Consider the following 13,345-nt stretch of genomic DNA (forward strand, 5'->3'; position numbering starts at 1 on the left):
TTTACACCGGTATTTTAAGGCCATGACTTCATAATTAATGGCTGTAAAACCATTCAACTATGTTAAACTCCCATTCATCTACAGATAACTATGAGTTGCCGAAAACCATATTTTTCAGATTCAATTCCTGTTATTTTTGTTGGTGATTAATTTAATAATGGGGACCATGGCCAAGAAATTGAATATATTGTTAATAGAAGACGATATGATTGAAGTGATGAAATTGAATAGAGCAATAACATCACTAGATCTTAAACATAGAATAATTGAAGCTAATAATGGAGAAGAGGCTTTAAAAATTTTACAAAAAAAAGACGAATTACCTGACATTATTTTGTTAGATTTAAACATGCCAAAAATAAACGGTATTGAATTTTTAAATATTTTAAAAAGTGATGATGTTTTAAAATATATACCAACTATTATTTTAACAACATCTTCAAATCAAAAAGATTTAGAAGAATGTTACAAAATAGGTATTGCAGGTTATATTTTAAAACCTTTAAAGTATGAAGAATACGTAACAAAATTACAAACAACCTTGGCATATTGGAGTATTAATGAATTAAAGCAAGTATTTTGAAAGGCATCGTTTTTACAGAGTTTCTAGATTTAGTTGAAGAAAAATTTGGGTTAGAAATGGTTGATAAAATAATAACCAGCTCTAACTTAAAATCTGAAGGTATCTACACCTCTGTAGGAACATACGAGTTTTCAGAAATGTTGCAGCTTTTAACAAAGTTGAGCGAAAACACTAATATTGCAATTGACAACCTACTGCAAGTTTATGCAGAACATTTTTTTAGTGTAATAAAGCGAAGTTATTCTGGAATTTTACAAATGTATTCAGATCCCATCGAAATGTTAGCTTCAATAGAAAATCATATTCATGTTGAAGTTAGAAAAATTTATCCAGACGCCGAGTTACCAACCTTTCAAGTTCTAGAAAAAACACCAACCAAATTAGTTTTAATATATAAATCTAGCAGAGCAATGCATGCTTTTGGTTTAGGTTTAATGAATAAAACATTCGAACATTTTAACACTGCATCAACAATAGAGTTTGAAAAACTTAATGATGCTGCTACCGAAGTAAAGTTTATCGTCAATAAAATCTAAATGAGTCAAGATAAAATTGACATATTAGAACGTGCCCTTCAACGAGAAAAGGCGGCTAGAAAACAAGCCGAAAAAATTCTAGAAGAAAAATCTGCAGAGTTATACGAATCCAATCAAAAGCTAGCAAAAGCATATTCACATTTAGAGTCTACTTGGTCTAAAACAGATTCTCAACTTCAAGGTGTTTTCGAGCATATAGTAGATGCTTATGTAGTTGCCGATGTAGATGCAAATATTATAAAAATGAATGCTGCAGCTGTAAAGCTTTTAGGTTTAAAAAGTACCAAAGATAGTTGCAATTTAATGGAGCTAGTAAGGCCAGACCAATTTGAAGATGTTTACAATGCATTTAATATAGTATATAAACAAGGTGGTTCGGTAAGCGATTTAGTGGTTAATATAACAACAAAAGACAACAGAGGCCTAATAATTCAAATTAATGCAAGTGTTATATACGATAACGGAATACCAATAGCTTCACACGGTATATTTAGAGATATCACCGAATCTAAAAACGAAAAGGAAAAGCTTATAGAATCCGAAGATCGATTAGCAACTTTAATTTTAAGTTTAGAAGAAGGTGTGCTTTTAGAAGATGAAAATCGTAGAATTAAAGTTATAAACAATAGGTTTTGTGAGTTTTTTAATATCCCAATTTCACCAGAAAAGTTAGTAGGTGTAGATTGCTCAAGAGCAGCAAGAAGATTAAAACACTTATTTAAAAATCCTGAAAAATTCATGCAAAATATTGAAGCAGTTTTGCAAAAAAAACAAGCTGTTTTAAATGAAGAGTTTCAAATGGCAGACGGCAGAATTTTTGAGCGCGATTTTATTCCCATTTATAGAGATGGGATTTATAAGGGGCATTTATGGAAGTATAGCGATGTTACCATAAGAAAGCATTACAGTAAAAGTCTAGAAATAGAAAAACACAAGTACTCGAGCATCATTTCTAATATGAATTTAGGTTTAATAGAAATAGACTTAAATGATAAAATTTTGATGGCCAACAATAGTTTTACTGAAATTACAGGATATTCAGAAAAAGAACTCATAGGCAAACGAGGTGTAGATTTAATGACCTTTGACCAGGACAGAAGAGTAATTGAAGGAAAAATTGCTGAAAGAAAAAAAGGTAAAATTGACTCTTACGAATTAAAAATTATTAGAAAAGACGGAGAAACTAGGCATGTGTTAATAAGCGGAGCTCCAAATTATAACCTAAAAGGTGAAACTGTAGGTTCAATAGGAGTTATATTTGATATAACTCAAATAAAAAACCTTCAACTACAAAAAGAAAATCTTCTAAAAAAATTAGAAAAAAGTAACGATGAGTTATACGAATACGCACATGTAGTGTCTCACGACTTAAAATCTCCGCTTAGAAGTATAAATGCCTTAGTAAGTTGGTTAAAAGAAGATAATAAAGATAATCTAGACGCAGTTAGTTTACAAAACATAGCCCACATTGAAACAACTCTAGAAAAAATGGAACAATTAATAACAGATGTTCTAGAATACTCTAGTATTACGTTTAATGAAGAGGAAATGAAGCTCGTAAATTTAAACACCCTAGTTACAGATTTACTAAAAATTCTGCATAAACCAAACCATGTAGAAATTAAAGTAAATAATGTTTTGCCAGAGGTAAAAGGAAACAAAATTAAGCTTCAACAATTATTTCAAAATTTAATAAGTAACGCTATTAAATTTATAGATAAAGACAAAGGTTTAGTAGAAATTAATGTAGAAAAACAAGATGAACATTTCGTGTTCTCAGTAAAAGATAATGGTGTAGGAATTGAAAAGAAATTTCATGATAAAATTTTTAAAATTTTCCACGCTTTAAATAAACGTAAAGATTCAACAGGAGTAGGACTTTCAATAGTTAAAAAAATAGTTGAATTACATGAAGGAGAAATTTGGCTAGAAAGTGAGCCAAATATAGGTACAACCTTTTACTTTACTTTAAAAAAATAGAGGATGAAAATTACACAACTTAAAAAACAAAAAAATACTAATTGGGAATATTTAGGAGATAAAATTTCTTTAAATAACCCTTTGGTTTTAGTATTTGGTAATAGGTTTTTACTGGAAGAAGATACTATTTACAAAGAGGTAAAAGAAATATTTCCAACAGGAAACATTGTTTTTGCATCAACTAGCGGAGATATAACAGCAGAATCTGTAGATGATAATAGTGTAACAATTACAGCAATAGAGTTTGAAAAAAGCACTTACGAAATAAAAACCAGCAATGTAGCTAATTTAACAGAAGACAGCTTTAAAACAGGAGAAGATATTGTTAAACAGTTTAACACAGAAAATCTCAAGTTTATTTTTATAGTGTCAGAAGGGAGCTTTATAAACGGAAGCCAACTTACTAAAGGCATGAATTCGGGAACAAACAATAATGTTTTAATTACAGGTGGTTTATGTGGTGATGCAGCCAGATTTGAAAAAACATTAGCATCATATAACGAAACCCCTAAAGAAGGAGAAATTGTAGCTATTGGTTTTTATGGCGATACATTGGAGGTTTCATTTTCCATATTTGGAGGCTGGACACCATTTGGTCCAGAGCGAACCGTTACAAAATCTGAAGGTAATGTACTTTATGAGTTAGATGGATTACCCGCACTAGATTTATATAAAACATATTTAGGTGAAAAGTCTAAAGATTTACCTGCAGCAGCTTTGTTGTATCCAATGAATGTTAAAATTGAAAATGAAGATCACTCTATTGTTCGAACAATTTTAACCATAAATGAAGAAGATCAATCCATGATATTCGCTGGAGACATACCCGTTAACTCCAAAGTACAACTTATGATGACTAATGTTGATAATATTGCAAACGCATCAGAGCAAGCAGCCAAACAAGCCTTAGTAAATCGTAAAAATAATCCAGAAATAGCCTTTTTAGTTAGTTGTATTGGTAGAAAGTTAGTTTTAGACCAACGTGTTGAAGAAGAAGTAGAAGAAGTAATTTCTGTAGTGGGAGAAAACACTGTAATTTCTGGGTTTTATTCCTATGGAGAAATAGCGCCTTTTAATGGAGAAAATAATTGTCAGTTACATAATCAAACCATGACAGTGACTTTAATAAGCGAATAATGAATTCTCTTTTAAAACGACAAATTCGAAAATATTTAAATAAAGATCTGGCTAATAGTAAAGAGCTTGAAGCTTTCATTTCTGCTGTAAATCATTCATACAATAATTTTGACGAGCAGTTTATAATGTTGCAACGAGCAATGACAATAAGTTCAGACGAGCTTTTTAAAGCTAACCAAAGTCTGCAAAAGAAAACAGAAGCTCAAAAAAAAGTAATATCTAAATTAAATAGCGCTTTTGAAACTCTTAAATCTAAAAAACAATCTAACGAAAAGGAGATTGATTTAAAAGATTTAGATGGCCTAAAATTAGCCGAATTTATAAATGAGCAGGCTCAAAAAGTAGTAGAAGTAAACCAACAACGCGAAAAACTTTTAGAAGAATTATCATATCAAAATCAAGAGCTAAACGATTATGCTCACATGATTTCACACGATTTAAAAACACCTTTACGAAGCATAGATACTTTAATTGTTTGGCTGTACGATGATAATCAAAAAGTGTTTAACCAAAGCGATAGAGAAACCATTTATCAAATAAGAAACAATGTTGAAAAAATGGAACTCTTAATAAATGGTATATTAGAGTATTCCACTATAGGAAAAAGTCAGGCAGGAAAATATAATGTAGATGTCAATTACGCAATAAACGAAATTTTAGGAAGGTTAAATATACCATCAAATATTACAATAGTAAAAAAACAAGAATTCCCGCTTATTAAAGCAGATATGTACAGAATTCAGCAAGTGTTTCAAAATTTAATATCAAATGCTATTAATTTTAATGATAAAAAGAAAGGCTTAGTTGAAATAGGATTTGAAAACTTAGATAACTACTGGCAATTTTACGTAAAAGACAATGGCCAAGGTATAGAACCGCAATATTTTGACAAAATTTTTAAAACATTTCAGAAGCTAGAAAATAAGGTCGGATCAATAGGTATGGGGCTATCTGTAGTAAAAAAAATAGTAAATATGTATGATGGAGAAGTATGGGTAGAGTCTGAAATAGGTAAGGGCTCCACGTTTTTCTTTACAATAAAAAAATAAAAAAATGGAACAACCCAATTTATCATACATACATAGTATGTCTGGAGGAGACAAAGCTTTTGAACAAAAGTTAATTAACATTATAAAAGAAGAGTTTCCACAAGAAAAACAGGCTTATTATAACAGTGCTTCTGCTAAACAATTAAAAGAAACAGCAGAGAATGTACACAAACTTAAACATAAAATTAGTATTTTAGGGCTTGAAAAAAGTTATGAAATTGCAAGGGAATACGAAGAAAACTTAGTTGAGGGCAATACAAACCTTGAAAATGAGTTTAACAATATCCTACAAAACATAACAGATTATTTAGAGCAACTATAATAAAAATTTATGAATTGTATAATTATTGATGATGAGTTAACCGCACGTGCCATCATTAATCAATTGTGCGCTAGCACCACATCAATAAATGTTTTAGGTGAATTTTCTAATGCTATTCAGGCCATAAAATATTTAAATCAAAACGAAGTAGATTTAATATTTCTTGATATTCATATGCCTGATTTTACGGGCTTCGATTTTATTGAAACTATAAAAAACCCACCAAAAATTATTTTAACAACCTCCGATCCTCAGTTTGCCATTCAAGCTTTTGAGTATAGTTGTATTGTAGATTATCTTGTAAAACCAATTACCATAGAGCGTTTTAATAAAGGTATACAAAAAGCAGAGGCTTTTACTAAAGTTACAAATAATACAACCGCAGACACACCAGAAGAAAGTGAGGCAAACACAGATAACCATTTATATATTAATATAGATAGGCGGTTAATAAAAATTGAAATTCCTAGTATTTATTTAATTGAGGCAAAAGGCGACTACATACAAGTAAAAACAGAAGATAAAAATTATACAGTACATTCTACATTAAAAAAAATAGAAGAGAAATTACCACCCGATTTGTTTTTAAAAGTACACCGTTCCTATATAATAAACATAAAAAAAATAATAGATATAGAAGATAACAGCGTGCTAATCAAACGAGATGTCATCCCTGTTAGTCGTTCTAATCGTCCTGAATTAATGAAGCGTTTAAATCTTTTGTGAATTTCATCGTTTGTTTTAAACCATTCATCTACAGTTAAACTGTATTAACCGAAATAAAATCCTACAAAAAGAGTTTTAAGATTAAATTTGTGATATAAACCTACTTATGTCATGAAAAAAACTTTACTTTTTTTATTTTTAATCAGTTCGCTGGTTAATGCACAAGAACCATTTAACTGCGATTATAACGCATATTTGTTTCAATACAATGATGTGTATGCAGTCGATTTAGCATCAGGAAACTCTTATCTTGTCGCTCAAGATGTAACACCTGGAGATATAAATGCAGCAGCTTATAACCCTGCTGATGGTTATATTTGGGGCTCTTTAAAAACACCAGCAAAAACCATAGTTAGAATTGGTAAAGATTTTAGTACCACAACTTTTTACATAGATGAACTACCAACTAGTAATAGATATGTAGGCGATGTAAGTAGTAATGGTATTTACTACTTAAAAGGCGGAGGGACTACATATTACGCCATAGATGTAAATCCAGAATCTGCAACATATGGAGAGCATTTAGCAACTAAAACATTATCACAGAATATAAATGTTCATGATTGGGCATTTAATGCTGTAGATGGTAAGTTGTATACTGTTGAAAAAAACACTAATATTTTATATAGAATTGATGCAGAAACAGGAATTGTAAATAACCTAGGTGTAGTGCCTATAATTTCTGGTTTAACCTACACTTATGGTGCCGTTTATTTTGATGCATCAGGACGTTTTTATGTGTCTGCCAACCAAACAGGAACAATTTATGTTATACAATCAGTTCAAGATATAAACGGTTTAAACGTAATAGAGTCTAATCTATTTGCTTTTGGGCCTTCTAGTGCTTCAAACGATGGGGCACGTTGTCCTACAGCTCCAGTACCACAAGAAGATTGTACAAATGGTATTGATGATGATGGAGATGGCTTAGTAGATTGTGAAGATCCGTCATGTTCTGGTTACGCATCATGTCCAGTTATCGAGGTTACAAGTACTTCTAGTTCTAACGAAGGCGGTTTAGAAAGTAACAACCGTTTGGCACAGCAAATATCTAAAAGAAACTTTAATAGATCTAAAACAAGCTATAAGTTTAATAAAACAACAGCTAAAAAATTAGTTAAGCCAACATCTTATGGTAAAACAAAAACAGGCAAAGGAAATGGAGGAGCTTCCTTAAGAGATTTTATTCCGTTTGGTACTATAAACGAAGATGAGGTTATCGAGGCAACTCCTTCAGATTTAATTGGTATAACCAATGCCGTAGACATTTACTCTGTAGACTATTTAAAAAATGATGAAACTATTGCTTCTATTTTATTACTTGAAACAGAAAACGGCGTTTACGAACACACAAAATATATCTGTGACAGATTACTAGGAGCAGAATTAATATCAGTATCAACATTACAAATAAAAGATCAACCTTTTATAAGAGCTTTAATTAGAAATCCTGAAGGTGCTTTAGAGTTTGCCTTAAGTTTTTCGGCAACATCAACAAATAACGATGCTAATTTTGGTATAGAAAGTCATTGGACTTTAGATAAATACACAGATAATGCTGGGTTTTACAACTTTCAAATATGGTCTAATTCATTAGATGACCTATTAGCACTAAGTGATGAAGTTTTAAATTTACTTGAAGCACAGCAACCAATTTCAGGATATTCAAATTCTACACCACCAACAGTTTTTGTTAGAAAAGGTAATTACAGAAACGGGAAATTAGATTTACAAATTGTTAATACAAACAGAACCGATGCTGTTGCGTTTGATGGAGGTTTAAGAGCTACAGAAACAGAAACGGTTGAAAACGTAACTACAAGTATAGATTTAGATGGAAATTTTATTACTTCGCTTGAAGTTGATGCGGGTAATTTATTTGACATTGGGTTTAGAATTGGTGATGGTATTGCTACACCAGACGATTTATTTATGTCTGATGGACCATGGGGCTATGATGATGCTGCTTCTGGAACAGAAGTATTATCATACACCGTTCAAGAAAACGAAGAAACCTTTAATGATAATGATTTTGCCGTAGAGCGTAATATAAATGTTGAAGCAGAAATAGATGACTATGTAGCGGTTTACAGAGCATTAACTCCTAAATTTAATGCTTTAGATTTAACTAATTATGAGACTTTAAACTTTCAAGCTAAAGGAACTGGAAACGTTATAATTAGATTAGTTAAAGAAAGTGTAACCGATTGGCAACAGCAATACAAAACAACTATTGCATTAACAGAAAATTTACAAAACTATTCAATCTCATTTAATGATTTTAAAGATTTAAATGGAAATAGTATTGATGCATCAGATATAACTTCAATAGTATTTACAATGTTAGCAGAAAACCACGGACAGGTAGAATCTAAAAGTTTAAACTTAAAGCAAGTAAGTTTTTCATCTGTAAATCAGTCGTTATCCACAAATGAAGTAGCTGCAAATACCTTGTTATCTTACCCTAATCCGTTTAAAAATAGAACGGTAATTCAACTAGAGGATAATGAATCAACTAGTGTAAACATTCAGGTTTATGATATGTTAGGTAGAGTTGTAGACGAACAAATACTAACTGTAAATAATAAAGAAGCTGTATATAATGCACCCAAATTATCAAAAGGAGTTTACAAGTATAAATTAGTTAATAGCGCAAAACAAGTTTATTCAGGAACATTTATGAAAGAGTAATTATTGTTAATTTGAATTAGTGGAAAAGGCCAAAGCTTTAAGTTTTGGTCTTTTTTTATACTCTAAATTTTAGAGTAATATCTATTTTTCATGAATTAAGAGTAGAGATGTTTTACGATTGTAATTATTCTACAAATAAGGTTTATTTAATAAAATTGCAGAAAAGAAAGTGAAATTTTTAACTGTTAAATGAACAAGAACATTTTTTTATTTATACACGCTAGCCAAACTTTTAAAAATTAAACTTTTGTTTTAAGAGTACCAATATTTTTATTTAAAATGGTTTAAAGAATACTTTTTTGAAAAGCTTTAAATCTTTAAAATCTTTTGGTTTTTTAAGTAATCTAACCAATTTTAACCTCACCTCATACAAAGACCTTAATTTTTTCATTAAAACAAAATAAAACTGAGGCTTAATGTTTTTATCTATAATAGGTAATTGAATGTTTAAATAGCCATTAATCTGTTTAATTACTAATTATAATTAAATAATACTGTTATTAATCAGAAATAAAAATAAGATGTTTTAATTCTGCTTTTTAAATAACGGTAAGTTGGTTAAATACCATTTAAACCTAATTCCAACTTCGGTATAGGTAAAGCCAGCAGCAGTAGCAGATGCAATGTTACTTCTTGTTCCAAAAAGGTTGGCTAAGCAGCGTTCAGAAAATTTATAACCTAATTTACCTTGAACTCTGTATGTGCTTTGGCTAGCATCGTTATCTATATATTGTAATCCGGTGGCAGCTGTAAGTTCGTAAAACCATTCTTTTGGTTTTGTAATAGCTTCATCTTTAATAATATTAGCAAAAATTTCGGCAGCATTAAATTTTTCAGGACTAAAATAAATAGTAGGAACTTGATTTTTAAAAGTAATATATTGGTAATTTAAACCCGCTTTTAAAGAGGGTTTACTTAAAATATTGTAGTACAAAGAGGTGAAAAGCAAGTTTCTGGCATTATTATCGTTTTGCCAGGTATAAAAATATTGCGTAAACCAACCTAAATTAAAGTTTGTGCTTAAACTGTAGTTTGCATAAATGTTGTTCATTACAATTTCTCTATCTAATAACTCTGCGTTAAAGCTTTGTATTTCACGTTTATAACCTATATCTAAAACTTGTAATTTTAATGGTTTTATATTAAGTGAAACATCAGAAACTAATTGGGTATAGCTATCATTATTTGCGTTAGCAGCTGTTATACCTGCTATGGCTTTTAGCGTAATTGTATTTAAAAGCTGGTATGAAAATCCACCAGAAAATGTGTGAGATGTAGCATCATTGTCTGTTACTTTATTACTTGTATTGCGGTATGCATAATTGGCTAACCATTTAAATTTAATTGAGGTAGGAAGCTCTAAACTTGTTTGTAGGTTGAAAGCTTTGTTATCGCCATTATCAAATGAATAAGAGGCTTTAGATTCTAAAAAAGGAGTAAAACTTCTATCTAAAGTAGATATAAAGTTACTAGCGTCTTTTTGTTTTTTGTAAAACTTTAAAGTATTTTCTGCCCAAGTGTATGCTTTTTTATAAAACCCCTGTGCTTTTAAAGCGTTGGCTTTTCCTAAGTTGCCATCAAAAGAAGTACTATCATTTTTCAATATTTTATCATAATCTGTAACACTGTCGTTAAAATTACTTTTATAAATATTTAAAGTGGCTCTTAAGGATAAAACCCAATTTTGGTTAGGATATTCTTCGTTTAAATTAGATATTAATGCATCAGCTTGTTTAAATTTTTTATTCCAAATTAAAGCTTGAGCATACCGTTCTGTTGTGGCTTGTTTTAAATTATTATTTATATCGGTATTTAGGCTAGAATATGCTTTTTCGCTAATGTTTAAGGCTTCTTTATCTTTACTTTTTAAATGCATTACTAATGCTAATCCATTTAAAGATATAAGTTTGTTTTCGGGGTTTTTGCCTATTAAGTTATATGTGTTTTCTGCATCATCAAGTCGGTTGGCAATTAAGTATAAATTGGCAAGGTTTATAAGTGCATCTTTATCATTATTAAAGAGTTTAAGACTTTCTTTTAATAATGTTTCAGCTTCATTATAATTTTGAGATTGTTGCTTTTGGTATGCATAACCTAAATAAATAAATTTTTTTGAAGTTAATGCATTGGGGTTACCAGGAGATACGGCAAGAGCCTTGTCTATATAAGTTAAGGCATTTTGATATTCTTTTAAATTTGAAAGCGTATTGGCATAGCTTAACAAAGCCGCAAAACTTTCAGGATCTTCATCAATTAGAGTTTTAAAAAAGGTTTTGGCTTCGTTAAATTTTTTGTTCCATAATAAGGATTCTCCATAATTTAGTTTCACTTCAAAATCGTTAGGATAATCTTCAAGTAATTTTGTAAACAATACTTTAGCTTCAGGAGCTTTACCGTTTAAACCAATAGCACGACCGTAGCATAATCTTGCTGTTTTGTTATTTGGGTATGTTTTTAAAACTTCCTGAAAAAAACTTTCGGCCTTATTGTATTTTCCTGTTTCTAAATATTTAAAGCCTTCATTCATGTCTTGAGAAAAACAAAAGTTAAAAGCTATAAGTGTTATAAATAGGGCATATTTTAGTTTACACATAAGTATGATTTTTATTACGTGCAAGTTAATACCAAATTAGCTAACATTCATCTATAGTAATACGTAACTCACCGAAATTAACAAGTTTTCTATTACATATTGCGAGATATTTGTCTTGAATTTTAGATTTATAATTAATTAAACATAATAAAATGTCGTTTAGAATTAATACCCAAAATAGTATGTTTTTTATAGAAGGAACTTTAGATGCTACTACGGTTAAAAAATTTAAAAATGATTTAAAAGAAATACTTGAATTACATAGTGAGATTACTATTAATTTCGAGAAACTAGAGTATGTAAGTTTCTCAGGTTTAAAAGCTCTTATAGAGTTAAATCTGTTTGCTTTTGAAAACAAAAAGTTAATAAAAGTAGAAGGTAAGCAATTAAAAGAGTTTTATAAAATTGCATAAAAAGTAGTTGGTTTTTAAAAAAATAACAACGATATGGAGCTTTTAGCTAAATTAAAAACAAAAAAAATTACACCAGAACAATTATTCATGCTAAGTGTTTTAGTTGTAAACGGAGGTAATTACTTATATAATTTAATACTAGGGCGAATTTTAGGTCCAGCTCAATTTGCCGATGCGGCAGTTTTAATAACATTTCTGTTGGTATTAAGTTTTGCTGCCATGACTTTTCAGTTAGTAACAGCAAAATTTTCGGTACTTTTTGAAAACGAAATTTTTAAAAGCTTTATATCTAGAATTTATAAAAATGCACTGTTAACAGGCGCTGTTATGGGTATGTTAATAGTGGTTTTTTCTAAACATTTACAAGTTGTTTTTAATACATCATCATCAACAATGTTTATGGTTTTTGGTTTTGGTGTTCCGCTTTATTTTTTAATGAGTGTAAATCGTGGTGTGTTTCAAGGTAAAAAGGCTTTTAAAAAGCTTTCTATAACTTACCAAAGCGAAATGTTAAGTCGTTTAACAATTACACTTGGTTTAATTTTTTTATTTAAAATACAATCGTCGGTAGTAATTTCCATTGGGATATTATTGTCTTTTGTTTTTGGGCTTATACCTTTTAAAAAACCAGAAATAAAATCAAATAAAATATTTAAGCTTAGTAAAGAAAACTCGAAAGCCATAAAAAATTTTTTTGTAATAACTGCATTTTACGAACTCACTCAAATTATAATAAATAATAGTGATATACTTTTAGTGAAGCATTATTTCGAGTCTTACGATGCTGGTTTGTACGCTTCTTTAGCATTAATAGGTCGTATAGTTTATTTTATAGCGTGGATGTTTGTAATGTTATTATTGCCAACAGTTATTCAGCTTAAAAAAGAAGGCAAAGAAACGGCTCCTGTGTTATTTAAATATGTGTTATACATTGCAGGAATTGCAGTTGCAATAATATTAGGTTGTGTGTTTTTTCCAAGAACAGCAATAATTATATTATTTGGCAAAAGTTATTTAGCCATGGCTCCTTTATTATGGAAATATGCTTTAGCAACATCTATGTTTGCAATATCTAACATTTTTGCATATTACTACCTGTCTTTAGATAAATACGTGCCTGTAGTTATTTCTGGATTATTTGGCGTTTTACAAATGGGATTAGTTGTTTTTTTTCACGATAGTTTAGAGCAAGTCGTGCACATGCAAATTTTAGCTATGTTTTTACTATTAGTTATACAGTTAGTCTTTTTTAAGCTAAATCAAACCAAAACAGCCTAATCTATAGTTAAATACCATTCGTCTATACTTTGAGGTT

Annotated in this window: 11 protein-coding genes; 10 read left to right on the forward strand and 1 reads right to left on the reverse strand. The window is 29.8% G+C overall.

The features are described from left to right. Positions 1-166 precede the first annotated feature (166 nt). From LG649_RS11115 to LG649_RS11150, 8 genes are all read left to right on the forward strand, one after another. Positions 167-583: a response regulator gene (locus LG649_RS11115; protein WP_226543885.1), complete on the forward strand. Its 417-nt coding sequence runs from the start codon at positions 167-169 to the stop codon at positions 581-583. Further along, positions 580-1,119, forward strand: a complete 540-nt coding sequence (locus LG649_RS11120; protein WP_226543886.1) for a heme NO-binding domain-containing protein — start codon at positions 580-582, stop codon at positions 1,117-1,119. The genes LG649_RS11115 and LG649_RS11120 overlap by 4 nt, the downstream gene beginning before the upstream one ends. Further along, positions 1,120-3,099, forward strand: a complete 1,980-nt coding sequence (locus LG649_RS11125; RefSeq protein WP_226543887.1) for a PAS domain S-box protein — start codon at positions 1,120-1,122, stop codon at positions 3,097-3,099. 3 nt (positions 3,100-3,102) lie between these two features. Then, positions 3,103-4,236 carry an FIST signal transduction protein gene (locus LG649_RS11130; protein WP_226543888.1) on the forward strand — a complete coding sequence of 378 codons (1,134 nt, stop codon included), beginning with the start codon at positions 3,103-3,105 and terminating at the stop codon, positions 4,234-4,236. Beyond that, positions 4,236-5,285, forward strand: coding sequence for a sensor histidine kinase (locus LG649_RS11135; RefSeq protein ID WP_226543889.1), 1,050 nt, complete (start codon positions 4,236-4,238; stop codon positions 5,283-5,285). The genes LG649_RS11130 and LG649_RS11135 overlap by 1 nt, the downstream gene beginning before the upstream one ends. 4 nt (positions 5,286-5,289) lie before the next feature. After that, positions 5,290-5,607: an Hpt domain-containing protein gene (locus LG649_RS11140; RefSeq protein ID WP_226543890.1), complete on the forward strand. Its 318-nt coding sequence runs from the start codon at positions 5,290-5,292 to the stop codon at positions 5,605-5,607. Positions 5,608-5,616: 9 nt separating this feature from the next. Continuing rightward, positions 5,617-6,333 (forward strand): LytR/AlgR family response regulator transcription factor, encoded by a 717-nt coding sequence (locus LG649_RS11145; protein WP_226543891.1) that lies wholly within the window; start codon positions 5,617-5,619, stop codon positions 6,331-6,333. Between the two features lie 111 nt (positions 6,334-6,444). Continuing rightward, positions 6,445-9,024, forward strand: a complete 2,580-nt coding sequence (locus tag LG649_RS11150; RefSeq protein ID WP_226543892.1) for a DUF6923 family protein — start codon at positions 6,445-6,447, stop codon at positions 9,022-9,024. Positions 9,025-9,550: 526 nt separating this feature from the next. Here the strand turns inward: LG649_RS11150 and LG649_RS11155 are convergent. Continuing rightward, on the reverse strand, positions 9,551-11,617 hold the full coding sequence (locus LG649_RS11155) for a tetratricopeptide repeat protein (protein ID WP_226543893.1): 2,067 nt from the start codon (positions 11,615-11,617) through the stop codon (positions 9,551-9,553). Positions 11,618-11,769: 152 nt separating this feature from the next. Between LG649_RS11155 and LG649_RS11160 the strand changes: the two genes are divergently transcribed. Together LG649_RS11160 and LG649_RS11165 are read left to right on the forward strand one after the other, a co-directional pair. Further along, positions 11,770-12,030, forward strand: coding sequence for an STAS domain-containing protein (locus tag LG649_RS11160; RefSeq protein ID WP_226543894.1), 261 nt, complete (start codon positions 11,770-11,772; stop codon positions 12,028-12,030). 33 nt (positions 12,031-12,063) lie between these two features. Continuing rightward, complete coding sequence (locus LG649_RS11165; protein WP_226543895.1) at positions 12,064-13,308, forward strand: oligosaccharide flippase family protein; 1,245 nt, start codon at positions 12,064-12,066, stop codon at positions 13,306-13,308. Positions 13,309-13,345: the final 37 nt, after the last annotated feature.

The sequence above is a fragment of the Neotamlana laminarinivorans genome, assembly GCF_020523925.1.
Lineage (GTDB): Bacteria > Bacteroidota > Bacteroidia > Flavobacteriales > Flavobacteriaceae > Neotamlana > Neotamlana laminarinivorans.